The organism is Micromonospora sp. NPDC050187, assembly GCF_044459745.1.
GTDB lineage: Bacteria > Actinomycetota > Actinomycetes > Mycobacteriales > Micromonosporaceae > Micromonospora.
In genome coordinates this window covers 1-22240 of record NZ_JBITJH010000042.1, presented here as the reverse complement: position 1 = coordinate 22240, position 22240 = coordinate 1, and the positions used below count along the sequence as shown (strand labels likewise).

The following is a 22240-nucleotide window of genomic DNA, read 5'->3' as shown; positions in this document are numbered from 1 at the left end:
TCAACGGACGACCCCGGCAAACCCTGGGATGGCAGAATCCTGCCGAAGCACTCCACCAGCACCTCGTCGCAACAGCCACTTGAAACCGCCCGGTCGGCCACCCCGACATGCCGCAACACGAGTTGATCAGCGGGGCGAGGCGGGGGGCGTCGGGCCGCGTGTGTCGGGGCGCTCTCGCAGCACCCGCAGCACACCCGCCCCGGCCAGGTAGGCGAGCAGCGCCGGGACCGGCAGGCCGAGCGGTTCGGCGGCCTCCCGGGGGGTCACCGCGTTCATCACGAGCGCCGCGCCTACGGCGACGAAGCCGGCCACCGCGAGGCCGGCCCGCAGTGGGTGGCGTTGGTGCCGGGCATCCGACGGGCGGTCCGCACCATCGGGTGCGGCGTCCTTGACCGGAAGCCGGTGTCGTCCCGCACGGGCCTCCACCGGGCCGAAGATCGCGACCAGCGCCGCCAGCACCACAGCGAGCATCAGCAGCCACGGCACCCGCCAGGCCAGCCAGGCCGGCGAGCCCACCGGCGGGGTGGGCAGCAGACCCACCGCGTCGAGGCCGCCGACCAGCAGGATCGCCGCACTCAGGTGCCAGAGGAAGACGGTCAGCACCACCGCGTTGACCGCGATCACCGCCTGCCAGGGGCCGGGACGGCGCAGCCAGCGCTCGGCCGGCTCGCGAAGCACCATGATCAGCCCGAGTTGGGTGATGGTCAGGACGAGCAGTGCCAGGCTCGGCGGTGCGGCGTTGTCCAGCGGTTCGCCGGGGACGTTGAGCATGCTCACCGGATACGGGCCGACGGTGGTCAGCAGCACCAGCACGGTCAGCCCGCCGAGCAGCAGGGTCCACCCGACCCCTCGGGCCGGCGGGAAGCGGGCACCGACCTTACGGCGGGCGTCGTACCACACGTAGCCGAGCTGGTGCACGGCGAGCCAGCCGAACAGGTAGTTGCCCAGGGCGAGCCCGGCGTGGTCGGTCGACCGGGCCAGGTCGCCGAGGCCGACCAGGGCCGCCATCACCACCGGCACGGCCAGCCCGTACCGCCGGTGCAGGGCGTAGGTGAGCGGGGTCAGCGGGACGACGAGCAGGTAGGCGGCGAGGAACCACAGCGGCACGGTGGCGAACCAGACCACGGTGCGGGTCGTCGACGGGTCGACCCCGGCGAGCCGGGCGACCAGCGCGCCGGCGGCGAGCACCAGGACGAGGACGGTGGTCGGCCGGACCAGCCGGGCGCTGCGGTCGAGCAGCCAGTCGGCGGCATCCCCGCCCCGGGCCCGCCGGGCGGCCAGCGAGGCGGCGTTGGCGAACCCGCCGACGACGAAGAAGACCGGCATCACCTGGGCGACCCAGGTCAGCGGGTACGCCCAGGGAAGGTCGGGCAGGGCGGAGCGGCCGGTCGGCCGTCCGGCCGCGTCGTAGCCGACGACGGCGACGGTCCAGTGCCCGAGGACGACTGCGGTGATCGCCACCGCGCGGAGCAGGTCGACGTACCGTTCCCGGTCGGCCGGCGTTCGCTCGGCGAGCTGCCGCACGCGGCGCATGGCGTCAGGCTATGCCACCGGGGCGGGCCCGGCGGCCCATCGGCTCCACCGGACACCCCCGTTCCCGGAGTCGGTCAGGCCGCCGGTGACACCAGCAGCGCGTGCAGCGTGGCCGGATCCTCCACCACGGGCAGGTCGCGGGCGGCGAGCCAGGCGGCGGCTGCCGCGCCGTCGCCGGCCCGGCGCAGGGACGCGTGCGGCCAGCGGCGGCGCAGTTCGGCCTGGAGCGCGGTGGCCAGCGGGGTGTCCCCGGTGAGCAGCCCACCGCCGAGGACGAGCGGGTCGGTGGCGTCCGGTGGGCGGATCCGGGAGGCGCTCTCCGCCAGGTGTCCGGCGGCCTCGTCGACGATGGCGACGGCGGTCGGCTCGTCCTGGCCGGCGGCGTCGACGACCAGCGGGGCCAGCCGGGCCAGCTCGACCGGGGGGCGTCGGGTGACCGCCTGGACCAGCGCGTCGACGGTGTCCCGGGGACGGGGGGCGATCTCGGCGTGCCCGAGCAGTTCGGTGAGGACGCGGACGCCGAGCGGTCCGGGCCGGTGGGCACGGTCCAGGTCGGCCAGTACCCGCCGGACCGCCTCGCGGCCCAGCCAGTACCCGGAGCCGGCGTCGCCCAGCAGCCAGCCGTGCCCGTCGGCGATCCGGTCCAGCCGCAGTCCGCGTACCTGGGCGGCGACGGCCCCGGTCCCGGCGATCAGCACGGTGCCGTCCGGGTCGGGGGTGCCGGAGGCGTAGGCGACCAGTGCGTCCTTGTGGACGGTGTACGGGCAGCGCAGTCCGGCGTCGTGCCAGGCCCGGTCGAAGGCGGCTTGGCCGGCGGGGTCGGCGAGGAGCCGACCTGCCCCGGCCAGCCCGATCACCCCGGCGGCGACCCGGGCGGGGTCGGTGCCGGTCAGCGCCGCGCGCAGGGCGGCGCGGAGTTCGCCGGCGGCCCGGTCGGCGCCGTGGCTGGTGGGGTTGCCGCCCCCGGCGCGGCCGGTGCCGAGGCGTTCACCGGTGGTGGTGACGACCGCGGCGCGGGTGGAGGTGCCGCCGACGTCCAAGCCGACCACGATGCTGCCGGACATGCCGATGAACCTCCCGGAGATCGTCGCTGGGGCGATTCATGCTGGTCGACCCGGGTGCGGCTGGCAAGGGGCGGCCGGACCACGGAGGGTGTGGTCCGGGTAACAGTTTGAAAACTTCGCCCACGGCCTTGACACGGAGGGCCCTTCAGTAAGAACTTTTACCACTAACGGTTAACACTCTTTTCAGAAAGGCGGACCCCGATGGTCGGTCACGAGGTGGACACCACCGCCGCTGCGGTGGTCCACACCGACGGGCCCGACCGCCGGTTTCCGCTCGGGGTCGCCTCCGACGGTGTGCTCGCCCGCGTCCGTGCCGGCGCCGGCGAGCTGACCGGGGCGCTGCGCCGGGTCGCCGAGCACGTGCTCAGCGACCCGGAGGCGGCGGCCCGGGCCACCATCGTGGAACTCGCCGAACGCAGCGGCACCTCGCCGGCCACGGTCACCCGGTTCTGCCGGGCGATGGGCTTCGAGGGCTACGCCGACCTGCGGCTCGGCATCGCCGCCGAAACCGGCCGGGCCCGCTCCGCCGGCTGGACCGTCGACATCGGCCGGGAGATCCAGCCGGGCGACCCGCTCGAACGGGTGCTCGGGCAGATCATGGCCGCCGACACCCGGGCCATGCACGACACCGCCGCCCTGCTCGACCTGGCCGAGGTGGAACGCGCCGCGGTCGCCATCGCCGGGGCCGACCGGGTGAACATCTTCGGGGCCAGCGGCAGCGCGCTGGTCGGCGAGGAGATGCAGTTCAGCCTGCACCGCATCGGCGTTGCCGCGTGGAGCTGGAACGACGTGCACGAAGGGCTGGCCAGTGCCGCGCTGCTGCGCCCCGGCGACGTGGCGCTGGGCATCTCGCACACCGGGCAGACCCGGGAGACCATCGAGATGCTCGCCGAGGCGGGCAGCCGGGGCGCGACCACCGTCGCGCTGACCGGTTTCCCCCGCTCGCCCCTGGCCGAACTGGCCGACGTCGTCCTGCTCACCGCCAGCCAGGCCACCACCTTCCGTCCCGACGCGTTGTCCGCCCGCCACCCCCAGCTCGTCGTGCTCGACCTGCTCTACGTGGCGGTCGCGCAACGCACCCACGACCGCGCCCACGCGGCGTTCCGGCGTACCGCGCAGGCGGTCGACGGACACAAGGCCGCGCGCGGAGCCCTGCCATGACCCACGTCCGGTGGCCCACCGGGCATGCCCGCCGCACCGGCTGACCCGACCAACCGGTCAGGGACGGTCCGTTACCCGGCCCGATCTGATCCGCACGCCAGGCCCGAACCGACTCTTACGTCAAGGAGAGACGACGATGTCCGTTATCCCCGAGCTCCCGGCCGACCTGAGCCGCCGTACCGTGCTGCGCCGCGCCGCCGCCGCGGGCCTGCTGGCCACCCCGGCCGTCGGCCTGCTCAGCGGCTGCGTCGGCGGTGGCGACGACGAGCCGGTCGAGCAGGCCGCCGGCGAGAAGTCCGCCACCAACCCGCTGGGCGTCAAGGAGGACGCCGCGCTGGAGGTGGTCATCTTCAACGGCGGCCTGGGCACCAAGTACGCCACCGACGTGCACATCCCGTCGTACAAGAAGGCGTTCCCCAAGGCCGAGGTGAAGCACTCGGCGACCGAGGAGGTCGGCACCGTCCTCCAGCCCCGGTTCACCAGCAACACCCCGCCGGACATGGTCAACAACGCCGGCTCGAAGCTGATGGACCAGGGCGCGCTGGTGCAGGCCGGCCAGGTGCAGGACCTCACCGAGCTGTTCGACGCACCGTCGCTGGACGACCCGTCGAAGAAGGTGCGGGACCTGCTCATCCCGGGCACCGTCGAGCAGGGCACCTTCAACGGCAAGCCGTTCGTGTTGAACTACGCGTTCACCGTCTTCGGCCTCTGGTACGACAGCGCGCTGTTCGAGAAGAACGGCTGGACCGCGCCGAAGACCTGGGCCGACTTCACCGCGCTCTGCGACAAGATCAAGGCCGCCGGGATCACGCCGTACTCGTACGCCGGGGCGAACGCCGCCTACTACCAGTACCTGGTCCTGCTCACCAGCGCCGCCAAGATCGGCGGCCCGGACGTGCTGAAGAACATCGACAACCTGGAGGACGGTGCCTGGCAGGCCGAGCCGGTCAAGCAGGCCGCCGCCGCGTGGGCCGAGATCGGCGCGAAGTACGGCAACAAGGCGCACCTGGGCCTCAAGCACACCGAGGTCCAGCTCCAGCAGAACCAGGGCAAGGTGGCGTTCTACCCCAGCGGCTCCTGGCTGGAGAACGAGCAGGCCAAGGACACCCCGCCCGGCTTCAAGTACGCCGTGATGCCGGTGCCCAGCGTGACCGCCTCCGATGTGCTGCCGCAGACCGCCATCTACGCGGCGGCCGGCGAGATGTACTTCGTCGCCGCCAAGGGCAAGAACCCGCGCGGTGGCATGGAGTACCTGCGGCACATGCTCTCCAAGGCCGGCGCGAAGGGCTTCACCGAGCTGACCAAGGTGCTCACCGTGGTCCAGGGCGCGGTCGACGGCGTGGACATCTCGCCCGGCCTGACCAGCGGTAACGCCGTGCTTGCGGCGGCCGGCAAGGACTACTTCAGCTACCGCTTCGACGCCTGGTACAAGAAGCTCGACGACGAGGCCCGCGCCGCGACCAACGAGCTGATGTTCTCCCGGGGCAACGCGCAGAAGTTCTGCGACCGGATGCAGAAGGTCGCCGATGCGGTCAAGAAGGACTCCTCCATCGAGAAGTTCAAGCGCTGACCCGGGCGTAGCGAGGCGAGCGGAGACGAGAAAACCATGCGGCATGGCAGGTACCCGTTCATCATCGGCTTCCTGGCGGCACCGGTCGCGATCTACGTGACCTTCGTCCTGGGGCCGTACGCCCAGGCCTTCTACCTCGCCATGACCAACTGGCGTGGGGTCAGCGCGAACCCGGAGTTCATCGGTCTGGAGAACTTCACCCGACTGCTGGACGACGACGTCTTCTGGAAGGCCATCCGGCACCACGGGCTCCTACTGCTCGCCCTGCCGCTGCTCACGATCGTCCTCGCGCTCTTCTTCTCCTTCATGCTCAACGTGGGTGGGGGGAGCCGGGGCGGCGTGATGACCGGGGTCTGGGGGTCGAAGTTCTACCGGGTGGTGTTCTTCTTCCCCCAGGTCCTGGCGGTGGTCATCGTCGGGGTGATCTTCAGCCGGGTCTACGCCCCGGACGACAGCGGTCTGCTCAACGGGGCGTTGGGCGCGGTCGGCCTCGACCCGGTGCTCTTCATGGCCAACCCGGACATCGCGCTCTGGTCGATCATCGCGGTGCTGGTCTGGCAGGCGGTCGGCTTCTACGTGGTGCTCTTCAGCGCCGGCATGTCCTCGGTGCCGAAGGACATCTACGAGGCGGCCACCATCGACGGGGCCGGACGGACGGCGATGTTCTTCAAGGTGACCCTGCCGCTGCTCTGGGACACCCTTCAGGTGGCCTGGGTCTATCTGGGCATCGCCGCGTTCGACGCCTTCGCCATCGTGCAGGTGCTCTCCGTCGACCAGGGCGGCCCCGACGGGGCCACCACCGTGCTCGGCATGGAGATCTACCGCAACGCGTTCAGCTACTCCCAGTTCGGCTACGCCTCGGCGATGGGCGTGGCGCTCTTCTTCCTGACGATCACGTTCGCCGCGCTCACCCTGCGCGTCAGCAAGCGTGACACGATCGAGCTGTAGAGGCGGCACCGATGACGACGGAGATCGCACCCAGCGCGCCGGCCGCCCCGGTCGGGTCCGCGCCGGGAGGCCGTAAGCACACCGCCGCCCGTCGGCAGCGCTCCGAGGTGGGCCTGCTGACCGGGCTGGGCCAGGTGGCCCTGCTGGTCTGGGCCATCCTGGTGATCGCCCCGCTGCTCTGGACGATCCTCGCCTCGTTCAAGAGCAACACCGAGATCTTCCTCGGCAACCCGTTCGCGCTGCCCGGGACGTTCAACTTCGACAGCTACGTCCGGGCGTGGAGCGAGGCGAACGTCGGGCGGTACTTCCTGAACAGCGTGTTCGTGGTGACGCTGAGCACCGGCGGCACCATGCTGCTCGGGGCGATGGCCGCGTACGTGCTGTCCCGCTACCCGTTCCCGGGCAACCGGGTCATCTACTACCTGTTCGTCTCCGGCCTGGCGTTCCCGGTGTTCCTCGCCCTGGTGCCGCTCTTCCTGGTGGTCAACAACCTCGGGCTGCTGAACACGTACACCGGGCTGATCCTCGTCTACATCGCGTACTCGCTGCCGTTCACGGTGTTCTTCCTGGCCGCGTTCTTCAAGACGCTACCGAACTCGGTGGCCGAGGCCGCGATGATCGACGGGGCCTCGCACACCCGGTTGTTCTTCCAGGTCATGATGCCGATGGCCCGGCCGGGCCTGGTCAGCATCGCGATCTTCAACGTGATCGGGCAGTGGAACCAGTACCTGCTGCCGGTGGCGCTGATGCAGGGCGAGGGGGCGGACCAGAAATGGGTGCTCACCCAGGGCATCGCCAGCATCTCCACCTCCGCCGGCTACCAGGCGGACTGGGCGGCGCTCTTCGCGGCGCTCACCCTCTCCATCCTGCCCATGATCATCGTGTACGCGTTCTTCCAGCGGCAGATCCAGTCCGGCCTCACCGCCGGAGCGGTCAAGTAGTCACCGTGGTCGCGGCGGGGCTGCCCGATCGCCGTCAGGTAGCCCCGCGCGGCCTGGGTCGCCGCGCAGTCGGCCACCCGGCAGATCCGGCAGCGCCCGTCGCCGTCGGGCCGGTGGTCGCGCAGGATCCACCGCGCCGGCCGGGTGAGCCGGTTGCGGATCTGGGCGGGGGAGAGCAACGGCCCGGTAGCTGAGCGCGGTCTCGTTCTAGGCTGCCTCATGATCGCTCTGCCAGAGACGTGGTGTGTTCCCGTCGTGCGTGGGGACTTCCGCGACGACGGTGTGTGGGAGCGGCTCAAACACGAGATCGTCAGCCCCACGAACGAGGGCTTTGGTGCCGCTGTCGAGTTCGTCGAGGATCGCGCGCTGATCGGCCTGAATGAGGCGGCAGTCGCAGCGGCGTATCCCCGCGCGTATCCGGGTCGGTACCGGCACCCGGTCGTGTTCGTCGTCGACGCGGTCACGGTCTCGGTGCCGGAGCACCCGCTACTCGTCGTCAACCTGAACGAGGGAGTCGAGACGGGACCGTTCCGGGCGCTGCCGCGGCAGATCCCGGGGATCGAGAACAATCTGTCGATCGCGAACATGGACTTCGTCGAATTCGCGCGGGCGACAGACCCGGACGGCGTCTTTCGCGGCTTCTAGCCGTACACCTGCCATGGGCGCGTAGACGGGGCAGCTCGACAGCATCACAGACCCAGGTGCCTTCCGGTGGCACCACACAGGCCGCGCCGAGTCGGCCGGGCCGGAGGCCCACCCCGCCCCGCCGCACCCCGTCCACCCGACCGGACCAGCGAGCGTGTCGGTGGGCGGGGGCAGGATGAGGGTGTGCTGGTCGCAATGGTGGCGGGGGAGGGCGGCGCGGGCGTGCTCTGCCCGCTGCGCCCCGACGGTCGACCGATCGGGCCGCCCGAGCCGGTCACCGACCTTGCCGCCGCGGTCGCGACCCGGGAGCGCGCCGACCGGCCCCGCTGGGTGTGGGCGTCCGGCGCGACGATCTACCCGGCCCTGCTGCGGGCCGGGGTCCGGGTCGAGCGCTGCCACGACGTCGAGCTGACCGAGGCCCTGCTGCTCGGGCACGCCGGCCGCTGGGGCGAGCCGCGCTCGCTGGCGGCGGCCTGGGCCCGGCTGACCGGCGCGCCGGTGCCGCCCGACCCGCCGCCCCGTCCGCCCGCGCCACCCGGCGACGGCCAGGGCGCGCTCTTCGACGCGCCGTCCGGCCCGGCCGGTCCGGGCATCGAGGCGTTGACCCGGGTGTACGCCGACCAGCTCGCCCGGATCGCCGCCACCGCGCATCCCGGCCGGTTCCGGCTGCTGGTGGCTGCCGAGTCGGCCGGCGCGCTCATCGCGGTCGAGATGGGGACGGTCGGCCTGCCCTGGCGGGTCGACGTGCACGACCGCATCCTCACCGAGCTGCTCGGCGAGCCGTCCCCGGTGGGCGGGCCGCCGCGCCGGCTGGCCGAGCTGGGCGCCCGGATCGCCGACGCGTTCGGGCTGCGGCAACTGCACGCCGACTCCCCGGCCGAGCTGCTGCGCGCCTTCGCCCGGGCCGGCATCGACCTGCCGAACACCCGCGCCTGGGTGCTGCGTGGGGTGGAGCACCCGGCGGTGCCGCTGGTCCTGGAGTACAAGGAGCTCTACCGGATCTGGACGGCGCACGGCTGGGCCTGGCGGGACGCCTGGGTCCGCGACGGCCGGTTCCGCCCCGAGTACGTGCCCGGTGGGGTGGTTTCCGGCCGGTGGGCGACCCGGGGCGGCGGTGCGTTGCAGATTCCGAAGGTGATCCGCCGGGCGGTGGTGGCCGACCCGGGGTGGCGGTTCGTGGTGGCCGACGCCGGTCAGTTGGAGCCCCGGGTGCTCGCCGCAGTCTCCGGTGACGCCCGGTTGGCGGCGGCCGGCGGGGCGGGCGACCTCTACGCCGCCCTGGCCCGGGACTCCTTCGGTGGGGACCGGGCCCGTGCCAAGCTCGCCCTGCTCGGGGCGATGTACGGGCAGACCGGCGGGTCGGCGGTGCCGGCGCTGGCCGTCCTGCGTCGGCACTACCCCACCGCGTTCGGGTACGTCGAGGCTGCGGCCCGCACCGGGGAGGCCGGCGGGCTGGTCCGCTCCTGGCTGGGCCGGACCTGCCCGCCCGGCTCGGTCGGCCTCGGTGAATACCCCGCAGGGGAGGAGAACGACGCCGACCCGCAGGGGCCCCGGGCTCGGGCGGCCCGCTCGCGGGGGCGGTTCACCCGCAACTTCGTCATCCAGGCGACCGCCGCCGAGTGGGCGTCCACCCTGCTCGCCATGCTGCGGACCGGGCTGGCCGGCACCGAGGCGGAGCTGGTCTTCTTCCAGCACGACGAGGTGGTCGTGCACTGTCCGGCGGGTCAGGCGGACGCGGCGGCCCGAGCGGTGGCCGACGCGGGCACCCGGGCGGCGGCACTGCTGTTCGGTGACACCCCGGTCCGGTTTCCGCTGGACCTGTCGGTGGTCGACTGTTACGCCGACGCCGAGTGACCGTCGGGAGATGTGTCGTGGCCGGCGGTCAGTGCCAGTTCTGGTGGTCGAGCACGCGACAGACCAGCACGGTTCCACCGGTCCGGACCGAGAGCTGCTCTCCGTCGCGGACGGCGAAGCGCTCCGGCCAGGTCGCGCCCAGCATGAGGTGTGCGGCCGACCCGGACGGCGGAAGGATCAGCTGGTACGGCTGGAACGGACCGCCGACGCTCCGGCGTTCCCCGGGGGGCCACTCCTTCAGCCGACGCCCCCTCGATACCAGGGCGACCCGTTCCAGCAGCGTGAGGGTGGTGTAGCCCATCGGCATGGCGCGGAGGAGTTCGTCGCCGGGCGGCAGTTGGTCGGCGGGGAACACCCGTGAGGGTTGCCCGTGCGCCCAGTACAGCCAGCCGGGCCAGGGCAGGCGGGGGTCGAAGGGGTCGCCGCCGCCCTTCGGCCAGTCGACACCACGGTGCCCGGCGGGTTCGGGTGTGGCGGGAGCGGTGTCGGGGCGCATTGCGGTGACTGTAGTGGGTCGACGTCGGGGCACGCCGGGCGTGGCGCGGGGCCGGGACGATGTGCCGGCGTTGTACTAAATATCCGATTCGCCCCGCCACCGACCGGGGGCGGTGGTCGTTGCACCCGGTGTGCGAATCGCAGGAATGATCATCGCCGCGGGCGGCGGCCGGCGGATCGGCGGACCCGAGGCGCTGCTGCGCCTCGGGGAGCGACCTCTGGTGGACCGGATGGTGGCCACGATGATGGAGGCGGGCTGTGCCCCGACCGTGGTCGTCCTCGGCGCGGCCGCCGACGAGGTGCGTCGTACCGCCGAACTGGACGGCGCGACGGTGGTCGTCAACCAGGCCTGGGGCACCGGGGTCGGCTCGTCCATCCGGGCGGGTCTCGCCGCGCTCACCGACGACGCCGTCGAGGCCGTCGTGGTGGTCCCGGTGGACATGCCCGGGCTCACCGTCGAGGCGGTGCGCCGGGTGGTCGCGCTGCCGTACCCGGACGTGCTGGTCTGCGCCACCTACGGCGGGCTGCGCGGCTACCCGATGCTCTTCGGCCGCCGGCACTGGGCCGGCATCGCGACCCTGGCCCGTGCCGACGTCGGCGCGCGGCCGTACCTGCTGGCCCACAAGGACCTGATCGTCGACATCGGCTGCGACGCGGTGGCCGACGGCAGCCGGGTCGACTCCCCGGAGCTGATGACGCTCTACGGGCTCAGTGTCCCGCCGCAGCGGATAGGTGCCTGAGCTGGGCGGGGTGCGGGTCGACGCGGACGCGACGCGGTGAACGTGCGGGACCGGCCGGGGCAGGACGAGACAGACGGGCCGGATCCGACGGTCGAGTTCTTCGAGCGGATCGGCCGTGGCCGCCCCGTCATGCTCTCGGACACGGTCACAGCGACCCTGCGCATCGAACTCGACCATGGTGGGCGGATCACCCACTGGTTCGTCTCCATCGACCGGGGAACCGTCCGGGTGGCAGCGGAGTGGCGCGCCGCGGACGCCGTGGTGCGGACCAGTAAGGAGTTCTTCGACCGGCTTGTCCGGGGCGAGGCGAATCTCTTCGCGGCGCTGGTGCGTAACGCGGTCCTCAACGAGGGCGACGTCACCGTGCTGGCGCATCTCCGGAAGCTGCTCACCGGGATGGCGCACATGCAGGACCCGCCCTGGGTCAACTCCACCGGGCGTGGGCGGGGATGAACGGATTCGTCAACAACCTGGACGGCATCAACTTCGTCGTCAGCGACGGAAACGGCGACATCTACCCGTCCCGCACCTACCCGACCGGCCTCTTCTCGTACGACACCCGTTTCCTGTCGACCTGGCGGCTCAGCCTCAACGGCGAGGTGTTGAACGCCCTGTCCAAGGACGACCTGCAGTACTTCGAGTCCCGGTTCTTCCTCGTCCCCGGGGCGCCGACCCACTACGTCGACTCCACGATCTCCGTCGTCCGGCACCGCCTGCTCGGTGGCAGCTTCAGCGAGAAGCTGACCATCCTCAACCACGGCGGCGAGCCGGCGGACCTGACCGTATTCATGGAGGTCGGTTGTGACTTCGCGGACCTCTTCGAGATCAAGGACGCCCGGCCGAAGGCCGGCCAGGTGATCACCTACGTCCAGGACGACCGCCTGCACTTCCGCTACGAACGGGAGGGCTTCCGGCGCGAGACGGTCATCTCGACCAGCGAGCCGGCCAGGCTGGACGATCGCGGGATCACCTTCGAGATCCGGGTGCCACGGCGCAGCACCTGGAGCACCCGCCTGCACGTGGAGGCACTCGTGCAGCCTCCGCCGGTGTGGTCCGGCACCAGAACCTCACTACAGGTGCACGCCGGGCGGGTCGGCAGGAGGATGCGGGAGGAACTCGACGAGTGGATCGCCAAGGCGCCGCGCCTGGTGTGCGAGTGGAAGGAACTGGAGGAGGCGTACCAGCGGAGCCTGGTGGACCTCGCCGCGTTGCGCTACCCGCCGTGGGGGCTGCCGGGCAGCGTACCGGCGGCCGGGCTGCCCTGGTTCATGTCCGCCTTCGGGCGGGACAGCATCTTCACCTCGCTCCAGGCGCTGCCGTTCGCGCCGGAACTCGCTTCCGCGACCCTGCGCGTGCTGGCGGTCACCCAGGGCGCGGCGTTCGACGACTTCCGCGAGGAGGATCCGGGGAAGACCATCCACGAGGTGCGGTTCGGGGAGTCGACGGCGTTCGAGGAACAGCCGCACTCGCTCTACTACGGGTCGGCCGACTCGACGCCGTTGTTCCTCATCCTCCTCGACGAGTACGAACGCTGGTCCGGTGACGCCGACCTGGTACGCGAGTTCGAGTTCGAGGCGCGGCTGGCCCTGAACTGGATGGACACCTACGCCGACCTGGTGGGCAACGGCTACATCTGGTACCAGCGGCGGAACACCGTGAACGGCCTGGACAACCACTGCTGGAAGGACTCCTGGGACGCCGTCTCCTACCGCGACGGGACGATACCGGAGCCGCCCCGGGCGACCTGCGAACTCCAGGGCTACGCCTACGACGCGAAGCGCCGCGCCGCCCGTCTCGCCCGGGAGTTCTGGAACGACCCGGCGTACGCCGACGCACTCGACCGGCAGGCGGCCGACCTCAAGCGCCGCTTCAACCGCGACTTCTGGGTGGCGGACGGCGAGTACTACGCCCTCGCGCTCGATCCCGAGGGTCGGCCCGTCGACGCGCTCTCCTCGAACATCGGTCACCTGCTCTGGAGCGGCATCGTCGAGCCGGACCGGGCCGGGAAGGTCGTCCAGCACCTGTTCGGCCCCGACCTGTTCTCCGGCTGGGGGATACGCACCCTCGCCAGGAGCGCGGAACGGTACAACCCCATCGGCTACCACGTCGGCACGGTGTGGCCGTTCGACAACTCGGTCATCGCCTGGGGCCTGTGGCGCTACGGGTTCCGGCGGGAGGCGGCCCGCGTCGCGAAGGCGGTCATCGAAGCCGCACGGTACTTCGACGGGCGGCTCCCGGAGGCTTTCGCGGGCTACGACCGGGAACTCACCCGCTACCCGGTGCAGTACCCGACCGCCTGCAGCCCGCAGGCCTGGTCCACCGGGGCGCCCCTGCTGTTCCTCCGTACGATGCTCGGCCTGGAACCGGACGGTGCGGAGCTGACCTCCGATCCGGTGCTGCCCGAGGGGATCGGTCGGATCGGTCTGCTCGGCGTGCCCGGACGGTGGGGCCGGGTCGACGTCGTCCCGGCCGGCAGGTGACGTCCCCGGGACGGCTCGCGCTGGTCCTGCTGTCCACGCTGACCCTGCTCTCCGTACTGGCGACGGCGGCCTGCACCCGGCCGGTGCCGTCACCGCCCCCGCCGTCGCCCACCCCGCCCGCCTTCGCCAGCGAGATCCGGCCGGTGACCGAGGCGGACGTGGCGGGCAGCTGGCGGCCGGGCTGTCCGGTCGACCCGGACCGGTTGCGGCTCGTCCGGCTGACCCACTGGGACTTCGCGGGGCAGCCGCGCACCGGCACCCTGGTCGTGCACGAGACGGTCGCCGACGACGTGGTCACCGTCTTCGACGCGCTCTTCCGGCAGCGGTTCCCGATCCGGCAGATGCGACCGGTGGACGTCTACGGCGGTGACGACGCCGCGTCGATGGCCGCCGACAACACGTCCGGGTTCAACTGCCGTCGTGCGGTGACCGAGGGTGCGGCGAGCTGGTCGACCCACGCGTACGGGCGGGCGATCGACGTCAACCCGGTGGAGAACCCGTACCTGTTCGGCGGTCAGGTGCTCCCGCCGGCCGGCGCCGCGTACGTTGACCGTGGCGCCTATCGGCCGGGGATGGCGGTGCCGGACGGCGCACTCGTCCGGGCGTTCGCGGCGGTCGGCTGGTCCTGGGGCGGAGTCTGGTCCAACCCCGACTACCAGCACTTCAGCACCGGGCGCTGACGCCGCAGCCGCGCCTCTCCGTCCGGCCCCACCGACGCGACGTATCGAAAACCGTCTGCGTAACTCTTGACATCGATGAATTACTTCGCCAGTATCCGAAAATGTTGTAAGCGCTTTCAGTCTGAGCTTGCCTCGGCCCGCCCGACTGAATGGCCGAATACGGGCCGGTTGCATTGGAGGTTGTCCCATGGCGACGTGGACGCGGCCACTGGCCGCGCTCGGACTCGCCGCTGTCCTGCTGGTCACCGGCTGCGGCCGGGACGCGGACGGCGGCGCGGAGGGCCCCGGTAGGAGCATCGGCGATGGCAAGGCGACCGGCGAGGTCACCGTCTGGGCGATGGGCACCGAGGGCGAGAAACTGGGCGTCCTCGCCGACGCCTTCATGAAGGAGAACCCGGACGCCACGGTCAAGGTGACCCCGATCCCGTGGGACGGGGCGCACGACAAGATCGCCACTGCGATCGCCGGCCGGCAGACTCCCGACGTCAGCCTGGTCGGCACCACCTGGATGGGTGAGTTCGCCAAGACCGGTGGGCTCGACCCGAGCCCGGCCGGCCTGGTCACCAAGGACGACTTCTTCCCCGGCGCCTGGGACACCACCCTGGTCGACGGCACGTCCTACGGCGTCCCCTGGTACGTCGAGACCCGCCTGCTCTACGTCAACAAGGCGTTCGCGGCGAAGGCCGGCATCACCACCGCCCCGCAGACCTGGGAGGACTTGAAGACCGCGATCACCGCGCTGAAGACCAGGGGCGGCGCCAAGTGGGGCGTCTCCTTCCCGCCCGGCGGCCCCGGCTCCTGGCAGGCGGTGCTCCCGTTCGTCTGGCAGAACGGCGGGGACGTCCTCTCCGGCGACACGTTCGCCCTCGACAGCCCCGCCACCGTGGAGGCGCTCGACTACTACAAGTCCTACTTCGCCGAGGGCCTGAGCCCGAAGGAACTGCCGCAGGGCACCATCGAGGCGGAGTTCGTCAAGGGCAACGTCGGGGCGTTCGTCTCCGGCCCCTGGCACATCAACCTGCTCAAGGAGCAGGGTGCGGGCGACAATTTCCAGCTCTGGCACATGCCGAAGCGGCAGGCGGCCACCTCGTTCGTCGGCGGCGGCAACCTCGCGGTCTTCAAGGACGCCAAGAACCGCGACGCGGCCTGGAAGTTCGTCGAGTACCTGTCCCGGCCGGACGTGCAGATCGCCTGGTACCGGACGGCGTCGGACCTGCCGTCGGTGAAGAAGGCGTGGGACGACCCGGTGCTGGCCGACGACCCGCACCTGGCCGCGTTCGGCAAGCAACTGGAGGACGCGAAGTCGCCCCCGGCGATCGCCACCTGGGAGCAGGTCGCGGTCGGCATGGAAGCCGAGGTGGAGAAGCTCACGAAGACCGGCACCAGCCCGCAGGACGCGGCCCGCGCGATCCAGCAGAAGGCCACCTCGATCGGGACGGGAGCCTGACGTGACGGCACCGGGCCGGAGCCGCGCCGGGCGGGGCGGCGTGACCCACCGGGGACGCACCGGCTGGGCGTTCGCGCTGCCGTTCGCCGTACCGTTTGCGATCTTCCTGGCCGGCCCGGTGCTCGTCTCGCTGCTGATGAGTTTCACCGACATCCGCCTGGCCGACCTGCGCACCCCGCTGGCGGTGGAGTTCGTCGGGTTCGAGAACTACCTGCGCCTGGCCGGCGACGAGGTGTTCCTGAAGTCGATCCGGAACACCGCGCTGGTGGTCCTCCTCGGCATCCCCCTCACCCTGGGGCTCGGCCTGGCCGTGGCCCTCGGGCTGAACTCCGGGCTGACCCGGTTCAAGGCGATGTTCCGGGTCGGCTACTACCTGCCGGTGGTGACCAGCATCGTCGCCGTCTCGGTGGTCTGGCGGTTCGTCTACCAGAAGGACTCCGGGCTGGTGAACGGGTTCCTCGGGCTGTTCGGGATCACCGGCCCGAACTGGCTGGAGAACACCAGCCTGGCCCTGCCCGCGCTGATCGTGATGATCGTCTGGCGGGGGCTCGGCTTCCAGATGGTGATCTTCCTGGCCGGGCTCCAGGCCATCCCCGAGCAGCTCTACGAGGCCGCCCGGATCGACGGGGCCAGCGCCTGGCAGCAGTTCCGGCACATCACCCTGCCGATGCTCCGGCCCACCCTGCTGCTCTCCACCGTCATCGGCACGGTCGGCCTGATGCTGGTCTTCGAGGAGCCCTTCGTGATGACCCAGGGCGGGCCGCTGCACTCCACCGTCTCCGTCTCGCAGTACGTCTACAGCCAGTTCGGGTTCGGCAACTACGGCTACGCCTCCGCGATGAGCTACGTGCTCTTCCTGGCCGTCGCGGCGCTCGGCGTGGGCTGGTTCCGCCTGCTCAAGTCGGACTCCTGAGGAGCGGCGCATGGCCACCCCCGTGATCGACGACGCCACCGTCCGGCCGGCGGAGCACCGGCCCGCCCCGGCGGCGGGCCGTACCCGCCGTTCCCGCGACCGGGTGGCGGCGACCGTCCTGCACCTGCTGCTCGGCGCCGGGCTGCTGGTGATGATCGGCCCGTTCCTGTGGATGCTGGTCTCGTCGATCAAACCCGAGAGTGAGGTCCGCCGGGTGCCGCCGACCTGGTGGCCGGAGGCGGCCACGCTGGAGAACTACCGGGAACTGTTCGGCCGGCTGGACTTCCCGCAGTACTTCACCAACTCGGCGATCGTCGCGATCCTGGTGACCGTCGGCAACATCCTGATCTGCGCGGCCACCGGGTACGCCCTGGCCAAGCTGCCGTTCCGGGGCCGACGCGGGCTCTTCGCCGTCGTGGTCGGGACGATCATGGTGCCGCCGGTGGTCTGGTTCATCCCGGTCTTCGTGCTGGTCAGCAACCTCGGCCTGGTCAACACGTACGCGGGCCTGGTGCTGCCGAACATCGCCCAGGCGATCAACGTCTTCCTGATGCGGCAGTTCATGCTCTCCGTACCCGACGAACTGTTGGAGTCGGCGCGTATCGACGGGGCCGGCGAGTGGCGGATCTTCTGGCGGATCGTGCTGCCGCTGTCCCGACCGGCCATGGCCACCGTCGGCATCCTCACCTTCCTCGGCTCCTGGAACAACTTCCTCTGGCCGCTCGCGGTCGCCACCACCGAGGACAGGTACACCCTGCCGGTGGCGCTCGCGCTCTACAGCGTCGGGCAGAACGAGGCCCGGTACGGGCTGCTGCTGGCCGGTTCGGTCGTCGTGGTGCTGCCGATCCTGCTCGTCTTCCTGGTCCTGCAACGCCACTTCGTACGGGGCATCGCCACCACCGGTCTCAAGTGATCCACACCCGCAGGAGGTTCCGATGAAACGCAGGTCCGTGCTGACGCTGGCCGCCGGCGCGTCGGCGGCGCTGCTCGTCCCGTCCGGGGCGACCGCGGCCCCGGTCGGCCTGTCCGGCGACCCCGATCGGCGACTGCTGCTGCGTTACGCGGCCGACACCTGGCGTTCGATGACCGCCATGGTGGACCCCGGCACCGGACTGCCGGCGGACAACATCGACGCCGACCTGAGCGCGGCCAGCCGGTCCCGGTACACCTCGCCGACCAACGTCGGCTGCCTGATCTGGTCGGCGGTCGCCGCCCGCGAGCTGGGCCTGGTCTCCCGGGGCGAGGCCCGCCGCCGGATCCGTGCCGCGCTGGACACGCTGGCCCGGCTGGAGCGCCACCCGTACTCCGGGATGTTCTACAACTGGTACGACCCGGCCAACGGGCAGCTGCTGCGCACCTGGCCGATCGACGGCTCGACCGTGCATCCCTTCCTGTCCAGCGTGGACAACGCCTGGCTCGCCGCCGCGCTGATGGTGGTCGGTAACGACGACCCGGCGCTGCGCGCGTCGGCCGGGCGGATCCTCGCCGGGATGGACTTCGGCTTCTACTACGACGCCAACGCCCGGGGCGCCGACTTCGGCGCCGGTCTGCTGCGCGGCGGGTTCTGGCCGGAACGCCCGCCGAACGGCGGCGTCGAGGACAACTACCGTGGCCGGGGCCCGAACGTCTGGTACACCGGCCACCACTACGGCACGCTCAACAGCGAGACCCGGATCGGCAGCTACGTCGCGATCGCGCTCGGCCAGGTGCCCCGCGAGCACTACTTCGCCATGTGGCGCACCTTCGAGCCGAACTGCGACTGGTCGTGGCAGGAGATGAAACCGGTCGGCGAGTACCGCGAGCTGCTCGGCATCCGGGTCTTCGAGGGCGCGTACCGGCACCGAGGGCGGCAGTACGTGCCGAGCTGGGGCGGCTCCATGTTCGAGGCGCTGATGCCGGACATGCTGGTGCCGGAGGCCCGGTGGGCCCCGGACAGCTGGGGCCGCAACCACCCGGTGTTCGTCCAGGGGCAGATCGACCACGGCCTGCACGAGGCCGGGTACGGGCACTGGGGCTTCTCGCCGTCGTCCGACCCGGCCGGCGGCTACCGGGAGTACGGCGTCGACCCGATGGGCCTGGACACCGACGGCTACACCAGCGACCAGGAGCGCACCCGGGTCAACCTCGGCTTCGACGGGTGCCGTCCCGCCGATCCGCTTCCCACCGGCTACGGCGACGGCGTGGTGACCCCGCACGCGGTCTTCCTCGCCCTGCCGTACGCCCCCGGCGAGGCGGTCGACCAGCTGGCCCGGCTCCGCGCCGACTTCGACTGCTACGGCCCCGGCGGCTTCCACGACGCGGTGGCGGTGCGCAGCGGCGCCGTCGCCCACCGGCACCTCGCCCTCGACCAGGGCATGGTGCTGGGCGCGCTGGGCAACCTGCTCGCCGGTGACACGCTGCGGCGCCGGTTCGCCGCCGGACCGGCGACCGAGCGGCTCCGCCCGCTGCTCGGGATCGAGGAGTTCGCCGTACCGATCGGGTGACCACCACCCGGGTCGCGTGGTCGGTCGGATCGACCGCGCGACCCCCGGGAGTCGACGGCGCACCGCCACGAGGGAGAGGACGAGGATGGGCAACGAGCAGGTGGCCACGTCGGCCGGGGACGCCCGCGCCGACTGGGAGGCCCGGATCGGGCTGCGCCGGCAGGACGGCGGTGGCCGGGACCCGCTGCCACCGCCGACCGGGCTGCGCGCCGTCAGCGGGCGGGGACAGGTGACCCTCGACTGGGAGCCGGTGCCCGGCGCGGTCGGCTACCTCGTCCACCGGGCGGACCGGGCGGACGGGCCGTACCTCCCCCTCGACCACCAGGGCGGTGACGTGCTGGCGGTGCCGCACCCGCCGTACGCGGACACCACCGGCGAGCCGGGGCGGACCTACCACTACGCGGTGGCGACGCTGGCCGACGTGGACGTGTGCGGGCAGCCGGGGGCGGGCGTCGCCGCGGCGTCGACCCCCGACGGTCCGGCCGCCGTCCGGGTCACCGTCGACGCCGCCGGATCCGACGGACCGGTGCACCGCCCGTGGCGGCGCATGATCGGCGCCGAACGCCTCAGCCACCTGCTCTGCGCCGACACCACGGGCGGACGGCCGATCGGCGCGGAGTTCGCCGAGGCCCTGTCGATCATGCGCGGGGAGCTGGGCGTCGAGACGGTCCGCGCGCACGCCATCCTGCACGACGACGTCGGGGTATACCGGGAGGTCGACGGCCGTCCGGTGTACGACTTCTCCCGCGTCGACGAGATCTACGACACCCTGCTCGGTCTCGGCCTGCGGCCGGTCGTGGAACTCTCCTTCATGCCGGCCGACCTGGCCCGGGATCCGGCCAGGACGGTCTTCGCCTACGGCGCGATCATCTCCCCGCCCCGGGACTGGGACCGCTGGGCCGACCTGGTCCGTGCCCTCGTCGCGCACCTGGTCGACCGGTACGGGCTGACCGAGGTCCGCCGCTGGGAGTTCGAGGTGTGGAACGAGGCGAACCTGGAGGTGTTCTGGACCGGCACCCGGGAGGAGTACCTGCGGCTGTACGAGGTGTCCGCCCGCGCCGTCCGGGACGTCGACGCGGCGCTGCGGGTCGGCGGCCCCGGGTCGGCCGCCGCCGCGTGGAACGGCGCGCTGCTGGACCACGTCGCCCGCACCGGCGCCCCGCTCGACTTCCTCTCCACCCACACCTACGGGAGCCCGCCGCTGGACCTGCGCCCGCTCTGCGTGGCCGCCGGTCGGCCCGACCTGGAGCTGCTCTGGACCGAGTGGGGCATCACCCCCACCCACTTCAACCCGGTCACCGACGGGGTGTTCGCCGCCGCCTTCCTGCTGCGCGGCATGCGGTCGGCCGCCGGTCGGATCGAGGCGCTGGCGTACTGGGTGGCCTCCGACCACTTCGAGGAACTGGGCCGGCCGCCCCGGCTGTTCCACGGCGGCTTCGGCCTGCTGACCGTCGGCAACCTCCGCAAGCCCCGGTTCTGGGCGCTGGCCGCGCTCGCCCGGCTCGGCGACGACCAGTTGCCGGTGACCGTCGACGGCGACGGCGCGGACTCCCTGGTCGAGACGTGGGCGGCCCGGCACGCCGACGGCCGGGTGCACGTCCTGGTCTGGAACGGCACGCTGGACCAGTCGAAGGCCGGCGGGGCGCCGGTGCTGGACCGCGACGTGCGGGTCGACGTCGGTGGGCTCGCCGACCGGCCGTACCGGGTGGCGCACTGGCGGGTCGACGCCAGGCACTCCAACATCGAGGCGGTCTGGGCAGGGCACGGCGGTGGGGACTGGCCCGACGACGCCCAGTGGTCGCTGCTGCGGGCGGCCGACGGCCTCGACCGGTACGAACCGGAGACCGAGGCCCGTCCGGTCAACGGCGTCCTCGGCTGGGCCTTCCCCCTGCCCATGCCGGGCATCTCCCTGCTGGAACTCGTGCCGATCGACTCACGGTGACGGCTTCCCCGGGCCGTCGGTGGTCGGGTATCCGGCACCGGCGGCCGGGAGGTGGGCCGGGAGCCCCCGTGACCAGGTCGGATCCGTCGGGACGCCGTAGCCTGGACGCCGGGAGTGTCGACGACGCGGAGTGGTGGGGTGACGAAACCGGACAACGGGGCGGTCGGACGGGCGGACGGCCCGCAGCGCCGCCGTCCCACCGTCTACCAGGTGGCGGAGCTGGCCGGGGTGTCGATCGCCACGGTCTCCCGTGCCCTGCGCGCCGACGAGCCGGTGGCGCCGGAGACCCGGCAACGGGTGCTGGCCGCCGCCCGGGCCCTGAACTGGTGGCCGAGCCGCGCCGCGCAGACCCTCGCCGGTGAGGCGCACGACGCGGTGGCGATCATCATGCCCGACCTCGCCGGTCCCTACTACGCCCAGGTCGTCGCCGGCTTCGAGTCGGAGGTGGTCGGGCGGGACAGCGTGGTCATGGTGATGGCCACCCACGGCCGGGCCGCCTCCGAGCGGCTGGTGCGGGATCTCGCGTCCCGGATCGACGGGCTGGTCGTCATGGGCGAGAGCGTCCCCGAGCCGACCCTCCGCGAGATGGCCGCGCAGGTGCCGCTGGTCCTGCTGGCCCGCCCGGCACTGCCGGACGTCACCACCGTGGTCTGCGAGAACGTCCAGGCGGCGGAGACGCTGACCCGGCACCTGTTCGACCACGGACGGCGTCGGCTGCGCTTCGTCGGCGACCCGGAGGGCACCCCGGACGTGCGGGAACGGTGGACCGGGTTCGTCCGGGCGCACACCGACGCGGGCGTGCCGTTGGTCGCCGGCCCGGTCGACTGCGAGCGCCTCGAGGCGGAGAGCGGCTACCGGGCGGGCCTGGAGGTCCTCCGCGATCCCGAGGTGGACGCCGTGTTCTGCGCCAACGACGAACTCGCCTCCGGGGTGTACCGGGCCGCCGCCGAGGTCGGGCGGACCGTGCCCGGGGACCTCGCGGTCACCGGCTGGGACGACGTGACCCTCGCCGCCCACCTGTCGCCGCGCCTGACCACGGTGCGTCAGCCGATGCGTGAACTCGGGGCGGCCGCCGCGCGGTTGCTCTTCGAACAGACCGGCGGTGCCCGGACACCGCGGACGGTGCAGCTCGACACCGAGGTGGTGATCCGGGCCAGCTGCGGCTGCCCCGGCTGAGCGGGAAACCGGTGTCCGTCCGGCGGGGACGACGTGATCGACTCGTGGTACGGCATACCGGGGTGTCAGGGCTCCTTGGGTTCAAGTGGTTGTTGCAACGGGGTGGATTCTCGTGAGGATGAGGGTTCATGCCAGGGAGACGGTTGTCGTCCGCGGAGCGGGCGCAGA

19 protein-coding genes are annotated in these 22240 nt (G+C 72.1%); 16 read left to right on the top strand and 3 right to left on the bottom strand.

Annotated elements, in window-relative coordinates; all coding sequences use genetic code 11:
- Positions 1-126: 126 nt before the first annotated feature.
- Positions 127-1533, bottom strand: coding sequence for an acyltransferase (locus ACIBJE_RS31230; RefSeq protein ID WP_396753873.1), 1407 nt, complete (start codon positions 1531-1533; stop codon positions 127-129).
- Between the two features lie 74 nt (positions 1534-1607).
- Positions 1608-2597 (bottom strand): N-acetylglucosamine kinase, encoded by a 990-nt coding sequence (locus ACIBJE_RS31225; protein WP_396753872.1) that lies wholly within the window; start codon positions 2595-2597, stop codon positions 1608-1610.
- A 201-nt stretch (positions 2598-2798) separates the two neighbouring features.
- On the opposite strand from ACIBJE_RS31225, the gene ACIBJE_RS31220 reads away from it, so the two are divergent.
- From ACIBJE_RS31220 to ACIBJE_RS31195, 6 genes are all read left to right on the top strand, one after another.
- Positions 2799-3758, top strand: a complete 960-nt coding sequence (locus ACIBJE_RS31220) for a MurR/RpiR family transcriptional regulator (RefSeq protein ID WP_396753871.1) — start codon at positions 2799-2801, stop codon at positions 3756-3758.
- Between the two features lie 136 nt (positions 3759-3894).
- A complete protein-coding gene (gene ngcE / locus ACIBJE_RS31215) occupies positions 3895-5328 on the top strand; it encodes an N-acetylglucosamine/diacetylchitobiose ABC transporter substrate-binding protein (RefSeq protein WP_396753870.1) in 1434 nt (477 codons plus the stop codon).
- 36 nt (positions 5329-5364) lie between these two features.
- Positions 5365-6276 carry a carbohydrate ABC transporter permease gene (locus tag ACIBJE_RS31210; RefSeq protein WP_396753869.1) on the top strand — a complete coding sequence of 304 codons (912 nt, stop codon included), beginning with the start codon at positions 5365-5367 and terminating at the stop codon, positions 6274-6276.
- An 11-nt stretch (positions 6277-6287) separates the two neighbouring features.
- On the top strand, positions 6288-7217 hold the full coding sequence (locus tag ACIBJE_RS31205; protein ID WP_396753868.1) for a carbohydrate ABC transporter permease: 930 nt from the start codon (positions 6288-6290) through the stop codon (positions 7215-7217).
- Positions 7218-7472: 255 nt separating this feature from the next.
- A complete protein-coding gene (locus ACIBJE_RS31200; protein WP_396753867.1) occupies positions 7473-7862 on the top strand; it encodes a DUF6924 domain-containing protein in 390 nt (129 codons plus the stop codon).
- Between the two features lie 195 nt (positions 7863-8057).
- Entirely contained in the window at positions 8058-9716 is a 1659-nt protein-coding gene (locus ACIBJE_RS31195) for a bifunctional 3'-5' exonuclease/DNA polymerase (protein WP_396753874.1), read from the top strand.
- A gap of 28 nt (positions 9717-9744) precedes the next feature.
- Here the strand turns inward: ACIBJE_RS31195 and ACIBJE_RS31190 are convergent, their stop codons facing one another.
- Positions 9745-10212 (bottom strand): hypothetical protein, encoded by a 468-nt coding sequence (locus tag ACIBJE_RS31190; RefSeq protein WP_396753866.1) that lies wholly within the window; start codon positions 10210-10212, stop codon positions 9745-9747.
- A gap of 145 nt (positions 10213-10357) precedes the next feature.
- Here ACIBJE_RS31190 and ACIBJE_RS31185 point away from each other — a divergent pair, with 145 nt between their 5' ends.
- The 10 genes from ACIBJE_RS31185 to ACIBJE_RS31140 all read left to right on the top strand — a co-directional run bounded on the left by ACIBJE_RS31185 (position 10358) and on the right by ACIBJE_RS31140 (position 22072).
- Positions 10358-10951 carry an NTP transferase domain-containing protein gene (locus ACIBJE_RS31185; protein ID WP_396753865.1) on the top strand — a complete coding sequence of 198 codons (594 nt, stop codon included), beginning with the start codon at positions 10358-10360 and terminating at the stop codon, positions 10949-10951.
- Positions 10952-10987: 36 nt separating this feature from the next.
- Positions 10988-11404, top strand: coding sequence for an SCP2 sterol-binding domain-containing protein (locus tag ACIBJE_RS31180; RefSeq protein WP_396753864.1), 417 nt, complete (start codon positions 10988-10990; stop codon positions 11402-11404).
- Positions 11401-13431 (top strand): glycogen debranching N-terminal domain-containing protein, encoded by a 2031-nt coding sequence (locus ACIBJE_RS31175; RefSeq protein WP_396753863.1) that lies wholly within the window; start codon positions 11401-11403, stop codon positions 13429-13431. The genes ACIBJE_RS31180 and ACIBJE_RS31175 overlap by 4 nt, the downstream gene beginning before the upstream one ends.
- Positions 13428-14111, top strand: coding sequence for a M15 family metallopeptidase (locus ACIBJE_RS31170; RefSeq protein ID WP_396753862.1), 684 nt, complete (start codon positions 13428-13430; stop codon positions 14109-14111). The genes ACIBJE_RS31175 and ACIBJE_RS31170 overlap by 4 nt, the downstream gene beginning before the upstream one ends.
- Before the next feature lie 187 nt (positions 14112-14298).
- Positions 14299-15558: a sugar ABC transporter substrate-binding protein gene (locus tag ACIBJE_RS31165; RefSeq protein ID WP_396753861.1), complete on the top strand. Its 1260-nt coding sequence runs from the start codon at positions 14299-14301 to the stop codon at positions 15556-15558.
- 1 nt (position 15559) lies between these two features.
- Positions 15560-16471, top strand: a complete 912-nt coding sequence (locus ACIBJE_RS31160; RefSeq protein WP_396753860.1) for a carbohydrate ABC transporter permease — start codon at positions 15560-15562, stop codon at positions 16469-16471.
- Positions 16472-16481: 10 nt separating this feature from the next.
- Entirely contained in the window at positions 16482-17384 is a 903-nt protein-coding gene (locus ACIBJE_RS31155) for a carbohydrate ABC transporter permease (protein ID WP_396753859.1), read from the top strand.
- A 22-nt stretch (positions 17385-17406) separates the two neighbouring features.
- A complete protein-coding gene (locus ACIBJE_RS31150) occupies positions 17407-18954 on the top strand; it encodes a glucoamylase family protein (RefSeq protein ID WP_396753858.1) in 1548 nt (515 codons plus the stop codon).
- An 85-nt stretch (positions 18955-19039) separates the two neighbouring features.
- On the top strand, positions 19040-20896 hold the full coding sequence (locus tag ACIBJE_RS31145) for a xylan 1,4-beta-xylosidase (protein WP_396753857.1): 1857 nt from the start codon (positions 19040-19042) through the stop codon (positions 20894-20896).
- 138 nt (positions 20897-21034) lie between these two features.
- Positions 21035-22072 carry a LacI family DNA-binding transcriptional regulator gene (locus ACIBJE_RS31140; RefSeq protein ID WP_396753856.1) on the top strand — a complete coding sequence of 346 codons (1038 nt, stop codon included), beginning with the start codon at positions 21035-21037 and terminating at the stop codon, positions 22070-22072.
- Positions 22073-22240: the final 168 nt, after the last annotated feature.

Coding starts and splice junctions, on each gene's coding strand:
- ACIBJE_RS31225 (WP_396753872.1), bottom strand. CDS start 2,597: ATGTCCGGCAGCATCGTGGTCGGCTTGGACGTCGGCGGCACCTCCACC.
- ngcE (WP_396753870.1), top strand. CDS start 3,895: ATGTCCGTTATCCCCGAGCTCCCGGCCGACCTGAGCCGCCGTACCGTG.
- ACIBJE_RS31145 (WP_396753857.1), top strand. CDS start 19,040: ATGGGCAACGAGCAGGTGGCCACGTCGGCCGGGGACGCCCGCGCCGAC.
- ACIBJE_RS31190 (WP_396753866.1), bottom strand. CDS start 10,212: ATGCGCCCCGACACCGCTCCCGCCACACCCGAACCCGCCGGGCACCGT.
- ACIBJE_RS31210 (WP_396753869.1), top strand. CDS start 5,365: ATGCGGCATGGCAGGTACCCGTTCATCATCGGCTTCCTGGCGGCACCG.
- ACIBJE_RS31155 (WP_396753859.1), top strand. CDS start 16,482: ATGGCCACCCCCGTGATCGACGACGCCACCGTCCGGCCGGCGGAGCAC.
- ACIBJE_RS31220 (WP_396753871.1), top strand. CDS start 2,799: ATGGTCGGTCACGAGGTGGACACCACCGCCGCTGCGGTGGTCCACACC.
- ACIBJE_RS31165 (WP_396753861.1), top strand. CDS start 14,299: ATGGCGACGTGGACGCGGCCACTGGCCGCGCTCGGACTCGCCGCTGTC.
- ACIBJE_RS31230 (WP_396753873.1), bottom strand. CDS start 1,533: ATGCGCCGCGTGCGGCAGCTCGCCGAGCGAACGCCGGCCGACCGGGAA.
- ACIBJE_RS31185 (WP_396753865.1), top strand. CDS start 10,358: ATGATCATCGCCGCGGGCGGCGGCCGGCGGATCGGCGGACCCGAGGCG.
- ACIBJE_RS31175 (WP_396753863.1), top strand. CDS start 11,401: ATGAACGGATTCGTCAACAACCTGGACGGCATCAACTTCGTCGTCAGC.
- ACIBJE_RS31150 (WP_396753858.1), top strand. CDS start 17,407: ATGAAACGCAGGTCCGTGCTGACGCTGGCCGCCGGCGCGTCGGCGGCG.
- ACIBJE_RS31195 (WP_396753874.1), top strand. CDS start 8,058: ATGGTGGCGGGGGAGGGCGGCGCGGGCGTGCTCTGCCCGCTGCGCCCC.
- ACIBJE_RS31205 (WP_396753868.1), top strand. CDS start 6,288: ATGACGACGGAGATCGCACCCAGCGCGCCGGCCGCCCCGGTCGGGTCC.